12 protein-coding genes are annotated in these 15,838 nt (G+C 45.0%); 3 read left to right on the top strand and 9 right to left on the bottom strand.

Annotation, left to right across the window (positions count from 1 at the left end; all coding sequences use genetic code 11):
• The 3 genes from AB5443_RS22970 (at window position 1) to AB5443_RS22960 (ending at window position 1,978) form a co-directional block, all read left to right on the top strand.
• Complete coding sequence (locus tag AB5443_RS22970; RefSeq protein ID WP_277135518.1) at window positions 1-795, top strand: Rossmann-like and DUF2520 domain-containing protein; 795 nt, start codon at window positions 1-3, stop codon at window positions 793-795.
• A complete protein-coding gene (locus tag AB5443_RS22965) occupies window positions 776-1,297 on the top strand; it encodes an HAD family hydrolase (RefSeq protein ID WP_022137508.1) in 522 nt (173 codons plus the stop codon). The genes AB5443_RS22970 and AB5443_RS22965 overlap by 20 nt, the downstream gene beginning before the upstream one ends.
• Before the next feature lie 99 nt (window positions 1,298-1,396).
• Window positions 1,397-1,978 (top strand): Maf-like protein, encoded by a 582-nt coding sequence (locus AB5443_RS22960; RefSeq protein ID WP_277135519.1) that lies wholly within the window; start codon window positions 1,397-1,399, stop codon window positions 1,976-1,978.
• Here AB5443_RS22960 and AB5443_RS22955 read toward each other — a convergent pair.
• The 9 genes from AB5443_RS22955 to AB5443_RS22915 all read right to left on the bottom strand — a co-directional run bounded on the left by AB5443_RS22955 (window position 1,973) and on the right by AB5443_RS22915 (window position 15,765).
• Window positions 1,973-4,177: a tetratricopeptide repeat protein gene (locus AB5443_RS22955; RefSeq protein ID WP_368114326.1), complete on the bottom strand. Its 2,205-nt coding sequence runs from the start codon at window positions 4,175-4,177 to the stop codon at window positions 1,973-1,975. The genes AB5443_RS22960 and AB5443_RS22955 overlap by 6 nt on opposite strands.
• Window positions 4,178-4,191: 14 nt before the next feature.
• The gene (locus AB5443_RS22950) at window positions 4,192-5,373 is read right to left on the bottom strand and encodes a DUF418 domain-containing protein (protein WP_277135521.1); all 1,182 of its coding nucleotides are present in this window, start codon (window positions 5,371-5,373) and stop codon (window positions 4,192-4,194) included.
• A gap of 163 nt (window positions 5,374-5,536) precedes the next feature.
• On the bottom strand, window positions 5,537-6,583 hold the full coding sequence (locus tag AB5443_RS22945) for a porin (protein WP_277135523.1): 1,047 nt from the start codon (window positions 6,581-6,583) through the stop codon (window positions 5,537-5,539).
• A gap of 107 nt (window positions 6,584-6,690) precedes the next feature.
• A complete protein-coding gene (gene pgk, locus AB5443_RS22940; protein WP_044654171.1) occupies window positions 6,691-7,950 on the bottom strand; it encodes a phosphoglycerate kinase in 1,260 nt (419 codons plus the stop codon).
• Between the two features lie 93 nt (window positions 7,951-8,043).
• Window positions 8,044-8,721 carry an endonuclease III gene (gene nth / locus AB5443_RS22935; RefSeq protein ID WP_044654172.1) on the bottom strand — a complete coding sequence of 226 codons (678 nt, stop codon included), beginning with the start codon at window positions 8,719-8,721 and terminating at the stop codon, window positions 8,044-8,046.
• The gene (locus AB5443_RS22930; RefSeq protein WP_073342458.1) at window positions 8,718-9,917 is read right to left on the bottom strand and encodes an MFS transporter; all 1,200 of its coding nucleotides are present in this window, start codon (window positions 9,915-9,917) and stop codon (window positions 8,718-8,720) included. The genes nth and AB5443_RS22930 overlap by 4 nt, the downstream gene beginning before the upstream one ends.
• Before the next feature lie 98 nt (window positions 9,918-10,015).
• Entirely contained in the window at window positions 10,016-11,035 is a 1,020-nt protein-coding gene (gene pheS / locus AB5443_RS22925; RefSeq protein ID WP_022137516.1) for a phenylalanine--tRNA ligase subunit alpha, read from the bottom strand.
• A 101-nt stretch (window positions 11,036-11,136) separates the two neighbouring features.
• Window positions 11,137-12,744 (bottom strand): RagB/SusD family nutrient uptake outer membrane protein, encoded by a 1,608-nt coding sequence (locus AB5443_RS22920; RefSeq protein WP_277135525.1) that lies wholly within the window; start codon window positions 12,742-12,744, stop codon window positions 11,137-11,139.
• Between the two features lie 27 nt (window positions 12,745-12,771).
• On the bottom strand, window positions 12,772-15,765 hold the full coding sequence (locus AB5443_RS22915) for a SusC/RagA family TonB-linked outer membrane protein (RefSeq protein ID WP_368114327.1): 2,994 nt from the start codon (window positions 15,763-15,765) through the stop codon (window positions 12,772-12,774).
• Between the last annotated feature and the right edge of the window lie 73 nt (window positions 15,766-15,838).

Below are 15,838 nucleotides of genomic sequence, written 5' to 3'. Positions count from 1 at the left end.
ATGAATAGAAGTATAGAAGATACTCCGATTGTGTTTATCGGTGCCGGAAACCTGGCTACCAACCTGGCAAAAGCACTTTATCATAAAGGCTTCCGTATCGTGCAAGTGTATAGCCGGACTGAGGAATCCGCCCGTATCTTAGCCGGACAAGTGGAAGCGGAATATACAACCGACTTACAGGAAATCTCCAAAGAAGCCCAATTATATATCGTATCCCTGAAAGATGCCGCTTTTGTGGAACTACTGCCCCAAATAACAGAAGGCAAACAAAACGCCCTATTAGTACATACGGCAGGAAGCATCCCGATGAGTATTTGGGAAGGACACGCGGAACGTTACGGAGTATTCTATCCGATGCAGACATTCAGCAAACAACGTGAAGTCGATTTCCGGGAGATACCATTCTTTATAGAAGCCAAGAAGTCGGAAGACGTGGAACTACTGAAAGCAATTGCCGCCACTCTCTCTGAGAATGTCTATGAAGCTACTTCCGAACAACGCAAGAGCCTTCACCTCGCGGCAGTCTTTATCTGTAACTTCACCAATCACATGTATGCTTTAGCGGCAGATTTGCTTGAGAAATATAATCTGCCGTTTGATGTCATGCTTCCGTTGATTGATGAAACGGCACGTAAAGTGCACGAACTGACGCCCCTGGATGCGCAAACCGGTCCGGCTGTGCGTTATGATGAAAATGTGATAAGCAATCATCTTGCCATGCTGGCAGACTCGCCGGCATTACAGGAAATATATAAATTAATGAGCAAAAGTATCCATGAGCACCATCAATTATGATTTATCCCGTATCAAAGCGTTAGCTTTTGATGTAGACGGAGTATTGAGTTCTACCACAGTTCCGCTGCATCCTTCCGGTGAGCCGATGCGTACTGTGAATATCAAGGATGGGTATGCTATCCAGCTTGCAGTGAAAAAAGGACTTCATATCGCCATCATCACCGGCGGACGGACAGAAGCGGTACGCATCCGTTTTGAAGGCTTGGGAGTGAAGGATTTATATATGGGTTCTGCGGTGAAGATACATGATTATCGTGCCTTCCGTGGCAAATACGGATTGGCTGACGATGAAATATTATATATGGGGGATGATGTTCCCGATATAGAAGTGATGCGGGAATGTGGACTTCCCTGTTGCCCGAAAGATGCTGTGCCGGAAGTAAAATCCGTTGCGAAATACATCTCTTATGCGGACGGTGGCTGTGGCTGCGGACGTGATGTCGTAGAGCAAGTCTTGAAGGCACATGGTTTATGGATGGCGCAAGATGCTTTCGGGTGGTAAGAACAACCTGTGATATCAATAAAAAGTATTTTCAATCGTAAATAGTAATAGTATATAGTAAATTATCAAATCTTCAAATCTCAAATCGTAAATAGAATAATGCTTGATAATCTAAAGAAATACCAGATCATACTGGCTTCCAATTCACCCCGTCGAAAAGAACTGATGTCAGGTTTGGGAGTAGACTATGTAGTCAGGACATTGCCCGATGTCGATGAATCTTATCCCGATACGTTGGTTGGTGCAGAAATCCCTGAATTTATCGCCCGTGAGAAAGCCGATGCATATCGCACTATGATGAAACCGGGAGAATTGTTAGTGACGGCGGATACCATCGTTTGGTTGGATGGAAAAGTTCTCGGCAAGCCGGAGGGCAGGGAAGGGGCTGTTGAAATGCTTCGCGCTCTTTCGGGAAAATCCCATCAGGTATTTACGGGTGTCTGTCTGACAACTACCGAATGGCAAAAGAGCTTTACCGCTTCTTCCGATGTACTGTTCGATGTCTTGTCTGAAGATGAAATCCGGTACTATGTTGACCGTTACCAACCTATGGATAAGGCGGGAGCTTATGGCGTTCAGGAATGGATCGGCTATATCGGCGTCAAGTCTATTTCAGGCAGTTTCTATAATATAATGGGACTCCCCATACAGAAACTGTACGGGGAGTTAAAGAAATTATAATAAATCCAGCATCAAAGGAATATCCTCTTCTCGAATACCTTGTTTGAGAAGAGGCTCTTCGTCTTTATGGAACATTTCAAGAAAACGCTCCCGGTTTCCACAGGCTGTTATCGCCTTTCCGTAGAAAACAGCAGCCTTCTGTATATCTCCCATCACCCATGCAACGTGTCCGGCATTCATATAGTCGATGGCCAATGGCTTTTGCTCGATGATTTTCTCGTAATACTTCATTGCTTGCTCATATTTCAGGCTGATAAATGAGCACCATCCGATACCACGCCATGCCTTTACACAATTACTTTCAATGAAATCCAGTTTGAAGAAGTAATTCAGTGCTTCTTCATATTGTCCCATTTCAGCCAGGCAGCTACCGATGTGGAACGTGACATTCACATCTTCCGGAGCAACTTCTTCCACCTTCTTGTAATAAGTAAGGGCAGCCTGATAATTTCTGTTTAAGCGATAGCAAATAGCCAGATGGCGGTTATTCCAAATATTATCCGGCTTCAGCGTATCTGCTTTCAGGTAGGCTTGGATAGCTTCTGCGTATTTCTTTCTCTTTTGCAATGCATATCCGAATTTCTGATAATATTCCGCACTGTCCTCTCCGAATTCACTGATAGCATCCAATTCCTCAAAAATTTCGATAGCCTCGTCCCAACGTTCCTTTGACAAATAGAAATCGGCAATAGGGAATAATACATCTTCCCAAGACAACACGTTGTCGAGTGCAGGGATGTGATGAAGATCGAGCTTCTCTTTAAAAATATCCCTGAACTCCTGACGGCGTACGCTAAGTTTGAAAAAACGGTAAAGGTCGTGCAAATACTGATTGCTTACCGTTCCCGGACGCTCATTGAACCGTCTCATTGTGTCTGCATTCGTTTTTTCAGCCAATTCGGCTACCTGTTGTTCGTTCAGTTGGCTCAACATCATGTCCTGCTGCATCTTCGGCAACTGATGAATCGTGAAAAACAACGAATACTTATCGCTATTACTGAAAAATCCCGATTGAAGAATCAAATCCAATAAACTGCTTCCACTGTTTCCCGCCTGTTTAAGTGATTTAAACACATTAGACTGCTGTTTGCTGAACGGATAAAACCAGTTGTGTACTTCGCGGAAGAACGGATAACTCTTCAAAGCGGCAAACGTACTCATATATACATCAGCTCCTTCCAATTGAAGTTCGTTCATTTCACGTAATTTATCTCCCAAGCCGGACTTCTCGAAAGCATCTTCCCAGTCCGGGTTCTTGTCGTCATTCTCCTCGTCGTTCTCCTCAAAGCCAAACCTCATATTCTTCATCGAAGAAACATTCTTCAGCATTTCGGGAATAATCTCTTCCCGCATCTTTTTGTCGATCTTCTCCGTCTCTTGACACAGCAACATCTGACGATAAATGCGTGCGACGTCCTCTATGAACCAAGGAATCTCTTCCATGAGATCCACCCGTTTGATAAGTTCCGGATAGAAAGGAAGCCGGTTCCTATAAATGTGGAAGATAATCATTGCGCCCACCAATGCCCGTTGGCTGACGTTGACGTTCGTATGGCGGTATGCATCAAGCAGCCACATGATTTTCCGCAAGTCGAAACATTCCATCAAACTCAATGTGACAGCACTGACGAACAAGCATAAATCATCTCCCGGAAGTAATTCCGATGTAAGCATGCCTTGTGCCTCTTCCTCATCCTGGGGTGTCCATGCACTGTTTGTCCATGTCCTGATGAATATAAATTTGAGTGTATCCTCATGCCGTTTCAGGACTTCGTCCATTTTTTCGTCAGAAAGCAATCCGCTGACTGCCAAGTCGTCATTAAATGACTCCAATATATGCAATATTGCTTTAATGCCGTAGTCCGACAAATCAGGCGACACGGGAGTACGGCGTACCTCGTGATAATATCTTGATGATACGTTATCCAGTATAAGCAACCGTGACTGGTCGGCAATTCCCCATGTGTCCGCTACCATTTTCTGATACAGATTCCAGCGTTCCGGGTCATTTGCTCCCTGCCGCATATAGTCAAGCATATACTTGTACGAGGTCTGCAATTGCTCCAGACGTGTACGTAAATCCCAGTCAGGACATTGCCACAACAAGGATTCCAGTTGCATCAAAGCCTCTTTGAGTCTTTTATCCTCAAGTAAGGTACGTATATATGCGTATTGTTCATTAATCGTTTTTTCGTTCATTGTGATTTAATTATTTATTTTTTTCCAATCCAGGTCAGACGTTTCCAAAGACCCTCAAAAGGACCGTGTTTGTGGTGACGAAGCCACCACGAACAGAATGCCATTTGTAATAGAACAAAAAGGATGCCAAAAAGGAAACTGTATGTAATACCTAAATACCGCCCCAGTTCGAATCCCCAATGATAGAACAAAAGGGAGCCGAAAATAGATTGTCCGAGATAGTTAGTTAAACTCATTTTTCCATAAGTTGTGAAACGCATAAAGAAACTGCGGTCTTTCACATGGTAGAAAGTCAGCAATAATCCCGTCACCAGTAACACCATAAAGCTAAGGTTGCTGAATGAACTTAGGATAAGTTGTAAGGGAACAAGTACGGCACTCCGTTCTATAAATTCCGGCAACATATTGTTGAGCCCGTAGATAGGGAAGAAGCAGAGAAGGGAAAAAGCCAGTGCTTTCAGCCACAAACGTTCGTTCTTTTCACTGTACAGGAAATATTGACGGCGGCCGACAAGCATACCGAACAGGAATAATCCCGGTGTTTGCAGGATACGTCCGTGTTCCAAAGCCCAGGTCATGTTAGCCATCTGTCCTTCCCACATATTCATACGAACCGTTTCGAGGAATGTTCCGTTTTTTTGCACATCGAATGCGATGCCAAAGTAATAGCGTGCAAGACTTTCCCCTGCCACATAGTCAGGATTACATAAAGCATAGATTAGCTTTACCCAGTCGATAGGTTGAAGAATAAGTAAAGTGGCAAATATAAGAACAGTACGGTCACTCATCCGGCAGAATATCGGCAGGATAATTCCAAGGATGGCATACATCGTCAATATCTCTCCCGTAAAGAAAGCTGCGTTGAATTGTCCGATAATGAACAAGATAAATAATCTCCATAAGAACCGCAGGCGGAAATCCTTTCCTCTCCGTTGCTGGTTGTTATCCTGAATATAGAAACTAAAGCCGAAGAGCAGGGCGAATACGGCATATGCCTTATTACTGAATGCAAAGAATAATCCTCTCCAAATGGCCTGGTCGGTGAACTTCATCCATTCGAAAGGCACTTCTTTCGGAAAAGAATAGAAATTGAAATGTTCGATACTGTGCAAGAGGATAATTCCCATGACTGCTAATCCTCTTAATACGTCGGCAACGTCTACCCGGGCGTTGGGTTCGGCGATTTTGTGTTCCATGATTCTTTTAGTTTCTGTTATTAATTGGTTTATATAATAAATTTAGGCACGGATTACGCGGATTTCACGGTTTTTAGAATGATGAATATGTAAAACAACAGCGTTAATTCGTGTAATCCGTGCCAAATAATATAAGATTATTTTGGCAAGAGACTAAGTTGAGTTAAAATCTCACTTGTACTTGTGCCTGTATCAGATTGGAGTCTTTTTGTCCGTCTCCTTTTTTATTGCAAAAGGTATATTGTGCTTGTAGACGGCATCTGGGATAAAACCAGTATTGTACGCCTGCAATATAATTATTCTGTTTGAAACCGGCAGCCTTGTTCGGGTTGAAATAGTCATACGAAGCGATGAAATCGAAGTTCCGGGCAAAACGTACGCTACCTGTTGCGTAGAAACCTTCACTTTTCACATTTCTGTCTTTTCCGCCAAGATATTCCGAACGCAAATTGAATTTGGGAGTAGTGACAACTGCTCCCGCACTCCAACGCTTCTTGGCATAATTTTCTCCGGCTTTAATTTCGGTATATTCCGAATCCGCTATCGCATGTCCCGTTCCGCGAATGAACGAACCGCCTACGGACAACCACTCCAATGGATAAACCATCAAGTTACCGACAACATCTTTCTGGCTATTCTTATCTTTTGTATTCAATCCCTGTCCGTTCATGACAGCCACCTTGTATTGCAGAAAGTCATGGAACAATTTACCGTGGAGCATCATACCGATGTCCCGTCCCGAAGTCATGCCGTAGCACTTGTCGCTGCCGCTTACTCCCGCCAGGTAACAGACAGACTGCGAGTAGCAGTTAATTAACTCCACCGTGGTAGGCGATAATTCATTTTCGATGGTATAAGGAACTTTAAACTCACCGATACGAGCTGTAAGTCCGGGCAGGAACTGATAGTCGGTATAAACTTCGAGTAGCATCCCGCCGTTATAGAAGTCATACATGAAATCACAAGTCCATCGTTTGGTAATCTTTCCATGTGCCATGAAAATGATACGTTTGATGTCGAACGTATTGTCCGGTTTGGCAGCGTCGTCATATGTATATCCGAGTTGCGCATATCCTGCAAGGCTGATACGCTCTTTCAGGGTGTTCACTACCTGGTTCAGTGAGGTCGTTTTCTCTTGTGCAACGAGAGTGTCCTGTATGCCGGTTAAGCATAGCACGATGACGGAGAGTTGGAGGAGTGTTTTTCGCATGAAGTAGTTGTTATTTGATTATGGTTGATACTTATCAAACAAGGGCAACTCTTTTCACAAAGAATTGCCCTTTTATTTTTAACCTTGTAAAAATCAGCTATAAATTCTTATTCTTGAATAGCAGCGATACCCGGAAGAATTTTTCCTTCGATTGCTTCGAGCAATGCGCCACCACCGGTTGAAACATAAGATACACCGCTAGCCAAACCGAACTTGTTGACACAAGCTACAGAGTCACCACCACCAACAAGTGAGAAAGCGCCGTTCTTAGTTGCTTCAACGATAGCTTCACCTACTGTACGTGAGCCGTGAGTGAAGTTTTCAAATTCGAATACGCCCGTAGGACCGTTCCAAAGAATAGTCTTTGATTCTTTGATAACGTTAGCGAAGATTTCTTCAGTCTTAGGGCCGATGTCAAGACCTTCCCATCCGTCAGGAATTTCGTCAACCGGACAGAATTTAGTATTTGCATCGTTAGAGAAAGCGTCAGCAATCTTGGCATCAACAGCCAAAACAAGGTTTACACCTTTTTCTTTTGCTTTCTTGATCAAGTCCAAAGCCAGGTCGAGTTTGTCGTCCTCACAGATAGAGATACCGATTTTACCACCCATAGCTTTAGTAAATGTATAAGTCATACCACCTGCGATAATCAGGTTGTCTACCTTGCCCAGCAGGTTTTCGATGATTTCGATTTTAGAAGAAACTTTAGAGCCACCCATGATAGCAGTGAACGGACGTTTGATGTCGTTCAATACTTTATCAACAGCTTTCACTTCTTTCTCCATCAGGTAACCGAACATCTTGTTGTCTACATCGAAATGTTTAGCAATCAATGCAGTAGAAGCATGAGCACGGTGAGCAGTACCGAATGCGTCGTTAACGTAGCAGTCAGCGTAAGAAGCCAATTTCTTGGTAAATTCTTTCTGGCTTTCTTTTACAGCCTTCTTGGCAGCAGCCTTTTCTTCGTCTGTCGCGTCTTCCGCCAAACCTCTTGGTTTGCCTTCTTCTTCAGCATAGAAACGAAGATTTTCGAGCAACAGAACTTCGCCCGGTTGCAGGGCAGCAGCTTTTACAGCAGCTTCTTCACCCATGCAGTCATTAGCAAACTGAACTTCAACGCCCAGTAATTCAGACAAGTGCTTGATGATATGTTTCAAAGAAAATTTATCGGCAACGCCTTTCGGACGGCCCAAGTGAGAGCCAATGATAATGCTACCACCGTCTGCCAGAATCTTCTTCAAAGTAGGAAGAGCTGCACGCATACGAGTGTCATCTGTAATGTTGAAGTTTTCGTCCAGGGGCACATTGAAGTCCACGCGAACAAATGCCTTTTTACCGGCAAAATTGAATTTGTCAATTGTCTGCATAATACTCTATTTTTATTTAAAAGTGTTTTTAGAATTCTTCTTTTAGAATGACCGCAAAGTTACTATTTATTTCGGTTCTCTGCTATTAAATCGTTATTTATTCTTGCCTTTTGGTGTCTCTTTTGTAACTTTATAAGTGTTGCAGAAATATTTGCACATCATTTGCAAACCACAGGTGACACATTTTGGAGTGCGTGCCTGACAAACATAACGACCGTGCAGGATGAGCCAGTGATGGGCAATCGGTACGAGTTTTTCCGGAATATTCTTCATCAACTCCTTTTCTACACTGAACGGAGTTGTGCAACTGTCCGGCACTAATCCGATGCGGTGACTGACGCGGAACACATGCGTATCCACCGCCATGGCAGCCTTGTTGAATACCACGGACTGAATGACATTCGCCGTCTTTCTCCCCACACCGGGCAGTTTTATCAAATCCTCCATATTGTCCGGCACCTGGCTATTGAAGTCATTTACCAGCATTTTCGCCATTCCCACCAGATGTTTAGCCTTATTATTCGGATATGACACACTTCGGATATATTCGAAAACCACTTCCGGTGTAGTGGCCGCAAGGGCTTCCGGCGTCGGGAAATCCCTGTACAAAGGCGGAGTGATTATATTCACCCGCTTGTCTGTACATTGTGCGGAAAGGATTACGGCAATCAGCAACTCATACGGGTTATTGTAATGCAATTCAGTTTCGGCCACAGGCACGTTTTCCTGAAACCAGGCGATTACTTTCTCATAACGTTCTTTCTTTCTCATCGTAGTTTGTTTTTATGATAATGAGGCGTTACTTTGATTCTGAAATAGATAGCGGAAACCACCGTCAGGCAGGCTCCGAAAAGATAGGCTTTGTCAAATGTACTGATTTCCGCAATATATCCCCCGACCAGCATACCGATACCGATTCCCACATCCCAGGACGTGAGATAGGTCGAAGTGGCTGTTCCTCGTTGGCTGTTGGGTGCAAGATTCACAAACAGCGTATTGAATGCCGGAAACATAATCCCGAACCCGATACCCATCAGCAGTGCAATACCGAAAAACAGAACCGTGCAAGCCCTATCATTCCACTGAATCAGATACACACAGGCCGAAAGCAGGAAAAAGCTGCAAACCACCAAATATAATCCGGCAGCTATTACTTGTGTTATTTTTCCCCGGTCTACCAGTTTCCCCGAAAATATCCGCGAGATAGCCATGCCGACTGCCATAAAGGTAAAGAAGAATCCTGTTTGTGTGCGAAGCCCTATCTCATGGGCATACATCGCCACATAATTGGTCGTCATACCATACGGAATGGAAAGCAACAGCAGGCTAAGTCCCGCAGGCATTCCCTTTAGCAGGATAAAGCGGTCGAGCGAAATAGGTTCCCGTTTCACAGGGGGCTTATAGGGCGTCTTTACCAGACTTGCGGATAAAAAGCCCAAAATGCAGGAACCGAGCGCATAACAGAAGATTGTGGGAAAAGACACTCCCGCGTCATGCAGGAACAATCCGAACATCGGCCCGATGGACATCGCCATATTGTTTGTAAGCCCGTAATAACCCAACCCTTCCCCTCTGCGGGACGAAGGCATAATATCGATTACCACCGTATTGCCACCTACTGTGACCATCCCGAATGAAACGCCATGTATGATTCGGAATATAATAAATAAGGTAAGGGAGCCGGCAATGAGATAGCCGCCAAACATCATCATAAAGATGAAGTAAGCGAAAAGATAGAGAGGTTTGCGGGCAAAAGTATCGAGCAGATAACCGGAAAACGGACGGATGCAGAGTGCCGCCACCGTATAACAGGAAAGCACGATACCGATAGTCGAGTTTCCGGCTTGGAAAAATTCGGATAAATAGAACGGCAAAACGGGAATCAACAACCAAAAACCGAAGTAGAGCAGGAAGTTGGCCGCCAAGATGAAACAATAACTGGAAGTAATGAGTCTATCCTTTGCCATAATGAATATTATTTAATGTATCAATAATACTAATGTGCCAATTTCCTGCGGATAAAGCGCAGCATATTGGCACATTAGTATGTATGTGAACACATTATTTAGTATGCCGCTTCGAATTCTTTTAAGAAGCGTGTGTCGTTTTCGGAGAACATACGAAGGTCTTTCACCTGATATTTCAGGTTCGTGATACGTTCGATACCCATACCGAGGGCATAGCCGCTGTACACTTTGCTGTCGATACCGTTGGATTCAAGTACGTTCGGGTCTACCATACCGCAACCGAGGATTTCCACCCAACCGGTGTGCTTGCAGAACGGACAACCTTTTCCACCGCAGATATTACAACTGATATCCATTTCGGCACTAGGCTCGGTGAACGGGAAATAGGAAGGACGCAGACGAATCTTCGTATCCGCGCCGAACATTTCCTTGGCGAACAACAGCAATACCTGCTTCAAGTCCGTGAACGATACATCTTTGTCTACATACAGCGCTTCTACCTGGTGGAAGAAACAGTGTGCACGGTAGCTGATAGCTTCGTTACGATATACACGTCCCGGACAGATGATGCGGATAGGAGGTTTTGAAGTTTCCATGACACGGGTCTGCACAGAAGAAGTATGCGTACGCAATACTACATCCGGGTGAGCTTCGATAAAGAAAGTATCCTGCATGTCGCGTGCCGGATGGTCTTCGGCAAAGTTCAACGCCGAGAATACATGCCAGTCGTCTTCGATTTCAGGGCCTTCAGCGATGCTGAATCCCAGACGGGCAAAAATATCAATGACTTCGTTCTTTACAATGGTAAGCGGGTGGCGTGTACCCAGTTCTACGGGATAAGCCGAACGCGTCAAATCCAGTCCGTCGCAACCGTTGTCCTGACTTTCAAACTGCTCTTTCAGCGCGTTGATTTTATCCTGCGCCTTTGTTTTCAGTTCATTCAGTCTCATACCGACTTCCTTTTTCTGTTCGGCGGCTACGTTACGGAAATCCGCCATTAAGTCGTTAATGGCTCCCTTCTTGCTAAGGTATTTGATGCGGAGAGCTTCGAGTTCTTCGGCATTGGAGGCGTGCAAGGCTTCCACCTCTTTCAGAAGTTGTTCAATCTTAGCTATCATATTCTTGATATATTGTTATTCAGTTTCTTAGTAAAAACCTTGCAAAGATATAATATTTATTTCAGTTGGTGAAATCTATATAGACGTTTTTATAGAGCAGCTTACTTTAGGTTCGGATTTAAAATTGCGTCCTCGTAAGGATAGGGGACATACATTTTGCTGTCATCCCATGTACCCGTGACGGGTACGATTTCCTTTCTTTTCACTCCGGGAGCCACCTCAATCTCCGGGTTTTCCTTGCGGTATTCAAAATGGTCTTTGTACCGGTACATTCTGAACATATCCCTGGCTCTGCTCGCAATGCCGCCCCAATAATAGCCTGCCATTTCCCAACCGTGTTCATTGTAGGCGGCTTCCGCCAGTTCTTCGGGACTCATCGTTTCTTCATAAAGATTGGTTTCTTTGCCATCAGCCCTGTTGCGTACCTTATTTAATACTTCGACGGCTTTCGCGTTCATCTCTCCCGAACGTCCTGTCGCTTCGGCATACCAACAATATACCTGTGAAAGCCGTATCAGTTGGAAAGTCTTTTCGCCTGCGGCATTGACCGGGGCGGGATTGGTGTAATCAAACTCCGTTCCGCGCACGGCACCTTCCACGGTTTTCATGAAAACGGGCGCAACCACTTCGCGGGAAGGGGGATTAGTGTCATACCACCAGTCGTATTCCTTACCGTCGTTTAATATGATTTTGGGAAAGTAAGTGGCGTCTTTGCGCGGGCCTTCCGGAAATTCTTTCCAAAACTTGATTTCCCCGTTTGTATCTCCCCATCCGCCTTGTGCCATATCCTGAAGAAAGTCGGTCAGAGGAGCAGCCTGGTTCGTTTGATCCCTGTTATAATAGATACCCAGCAGGAGTTCCGTATTCTTATTATTGTATTCCCAGGAATATACTTTGCTGTATTCATCCAGTAGTTTATAATAATAGGTATGATTCTCTGTACCGTCAATCACTTCCTTGGCTTTGCCGGCAGCCAGTTTATAATATTCCGTGCCCTTGTTGAGCGGCCAACCTGCCATGCACATGTACACATATGCCATTGTCGCTTTCACTGCTCCCCGGCTTACGGCGATATTCATTCCGTTTCTGGCATAAGGCTCTTTGGTATAATTTACAGGGCAGTCTGTTTCCGCTATTTTCAGGTCGGATACAATCAGTTCATATATCTCTTCTTCCGTTTTCAATGGGGCGTTGTAATTGATTTCTTCCTCTAACATGACAGGTACCTTTCCCCAGGTTGTCACCAAATAGAAATAAGAATAAGCTCTCCAGTAATGTGCCTGTCCGATGGCTGCCTTGATTTCATCTTCTGATACATCAGGGGTGCGTCCGGCATTGTTTATGATAAAGTTGGCTGCCTTGATAACCTTGAAACGTTGTTCCCACATGCTGGACAACCATGAATTATTATCCTTCACGTCAAACTGGTCATGCTCCCTGAGCGGCTGTTTGTTACTGGAAGGGTGGGTGGAGATATCATCGCCGACCAAAAAGTTAGTGCCGCAAAGGTTGTTACTGGCTTGCGAACTTGCTATCACGGAATACAATGCAGTCAGTGACGCATCGAGGTCTTCCTTGTTGCTGAAGAAATTCTCCGAAGTCAACTGTCCTTTAGGGTCTTCTGTCAGGAAGTCGTTGCACGAAACCAGGCACAAGCCCGCCAAAATGAATGGCAATGTCTTTCTGATATATTGATATGCTGTTTTCATCTTGTTCTTATATTAATAGGTCAATGGTTAAAATCTGATTTTAGCACCGAAAGTAATAGTTCTCGGAATAGGATAAGCGCCATAGTCCAGACCGTCGTAACTGGTATAAACTTCCGGATCCATTCCTTTGTAACGGGTGATGGTGAAAAGATCCTGCGCGCTTACGGACAACTGTATGCTCGCGAATTTGGCAACCCGTTTCGGGATACGGTACGAAATACTGATGTTCTTCAATTTCACGAAAGAAGCGTCTTCCAGCCAGAAGTCCGAGTTCGCATAATTTTTGCTGTCCGTATTGGTAAGGCTCGGATAAGCAGCTTCCGCTTTGTTGCTTATATGATCCCAACCTTTGAAGTATGCATCCCGCAAGGTGACGAAACGTGAATTTCCGGTCATGGAAGCCGCCGTGTAACGGCTTATATTCAGACGGTTGTATCCGGTGGCGGCATTGAAGAAGATATTTACAGTCCAGTTCTTCCAATTGATTGTATTGTTCCATCCCATTGTCCATTTCGGGCTTGCCTGTCCTTTGACTACCAGGTCTTCGGAAGTAGGGCTCGTGGTCAGGCTGCCGTTCGCTTTCTGATAAAGATTGGCGCCTTTGTCATCGAAACCTTTCCATTGATATACATAGAAAGACCCCATCGGGTAACCCGGTTTCATGATTTGCATCGCGCCGCCCAAGTCGCTGTAATTAGCTGTCAATACAAAATCGCTGCCGGCAAGGTTGGTTATTTCATTCTTCACGTAAGCGGCGTTGAAACTTGTTTCCCAAGTCACGGTTCCTTTCACCGGGAAGGTGTTGACGGAGAATTCGACTCCCGTATTGCGCAACTCGCCCTGGTTTACCCAATACGTACCGCCGCCGTTATACTTGGGCACTTGTTTTTGGAAGAGCAGGTCTTTGGTCATTTTCTTGAACCAGTCGAATGTGATATTGAAACCACCCAGGCTCAAGTCTACCCCGAGGTCGTATTGATAAGTCTTTTCCCATGTGATGCCGGGCGTAGGAAACTGATTTCCCCAATATCCGGTGTAAGCGTTGGAAGTCCCCCAGCCGTAAGCTACGCCCGACAGCATTCCTAAGGTACTGTAAGCACCGATATCCTGATTACCGGTCACACCGAAACTACCTCTTAGTTTTAATTGTTCCAGTACATGCTGGTTACTCATGAATTTTTCCTTTGCTATATCCCAGGCTACTGCCGCAGATGGGAAATAACCCCATTTATTATCTCCCTGAAATTTGGAAGAACCGTCGGCTCTCAATGCCGCAGTAATAAAATACCGCTTCTTGTAGTCGTAATTGGCACGTATGATTCCTGAAGCCAGAGACGCTTCCGTGTACGAGTTACTTGCGTTCCTTATCGCGGCGTTGGCGATATTCCAGTATCCTACACTCTCATTGTTCAGGTTCGAGCCGTTACCTTGCAGGCTTGTGTCCCATGAACGGCTTATTTCCCATACGGCCATCGCCGTGACACTGTGGTCGCCGAATTGTCTCTGCCAGGTCAGGTTATTGGTATTCTGCCAGTAGTTGTGCATATTGCTGGTATTACTCATGCTATTGATAGCGCCGGGTGCTTCCAGTTTAGATTTGAAAGAGTAGGAAGGACTATGGTCGTAGTCATAACCACCCTGCACGGAGAGGGTAAGTCCTTTCATTATTTTAAATAAGAAAGTCAGGTTCGCGTTCAGGTTATAACTGTAACTGTCGCTGTAATTCACCATCAGTTCACCGTATGGGTTCGAACCGTTGGCGATGTTGTACGGGTCTCTGTTATATACGCCGGTTTCCGGGTCTTTCATTTCCATCGTAGGAGAGAAGTTGGTGATGTGAAACCAGTTGGCACCGTCGTTGTGCTTATGCAGACTGGTGGCGTTCATCTTTGCCGATATTGTCAGCCACGGTTTTACATCCGCGTCAATATTTGCCCGGATACCATACCGTTTGTAATTCGTCTCGATGGTGACCGCTTCCTGATCCAGTACATTCCCTGAAATAAGATATTTCACCTTGGCGTTTCCACCCGATATGTTCAGCCGATAATCCTGCGTCACTCCGGTGTGGGTGATAAGGTCTGCCCAGTTAATCCCTTTCGTTCCGTTCTTGTAAGCCGCGAGGTTTTCGGGCGAGATAGTGGATGATCCGCGGATATCATTCAGTGCTGTCGCATACTCGTAGGCATTCAATAAATCATACTGCTTTCTCACGGTAGAAAGACCGATGGACGCGTCAAACGTAATACTTGCCTTTCCCTCGCTGCCACCTTTGGTGGTGATTAATATAACGCCATTCGACCCCCGCGAACCGTAAATGGCAGTGGAAGAAGCGTCTTTCAGAACCTCCATAGACTGGATATCCGACGGATTGAGACCATCTAACCCACTGGAAGATATGATTCCGTCTATTACATACAACGGGTCGCTGCTTTTATTAATAGAAGTAGTACCACGTACGCGTACCTTCATGCTTGCTCCGGGCACACCGCTTGTCGCGGTAACTTCCACACCGGGGGTACGGCCCTGAAGTATGTTTTCCACCCGCTTCACCGGCTGATTCCTGAACTGCCGGGTCGACACACCCGAAACAGAACCCGTCAAGTCGCTTTTCTTGACTGTTCCGTATCCTACCACTACTACTTCTTCAAGTAACTGGTTATCTTCTTTCAGTATGATATTGAGCGTGCCCCTTTTTCTTACCTTTATCTCCTGCGGATGATATCCGATGTAAGAAATAACGAGAGTAGCCCCTTGTGGCGCTTCCAGTGAGAATTTGCCGTCCATATCACTGGTCGTTCCGGTTTCTTCGCCTTTTATTAGTACAGAGGCTCCGATAATAGTTTCTCCTTGTTCGTCATAGATAATTCCTTTTATTGTTCTGTTGTCGTCTCCCCCGGCTTCCTGTATTTCTGTCGGCTGTTCTTCAGGCATACTTGCAGCCTGCGAAAACAGATGGGATGGTAAAAGAAACATAAAAAGAACGCTTAACAACCATTTGCTTTTTCTTATTACTTTCATGTTTGATTAAGTTTAGATTTGTTATAGGGGTTGAATATGGTTATTATTTAACAAGCAACGTGCCAGAATACAG

Source organism: Bacteroides sp. RTP21281st1_H5_RTP21281_210402 (assembly GCF_040918965.1).
Classification (GTDB): Bacteria; Bacteroidota; Bacteroidia; order Bacteroidales; family Bacteroidaceae; genus Bacteroides; species Bacteroides congonensis.
Note: the sequence above shows the minus strand (reverse complement) of the source record. Positions and strands in the feature narration are given on the sequence as shown.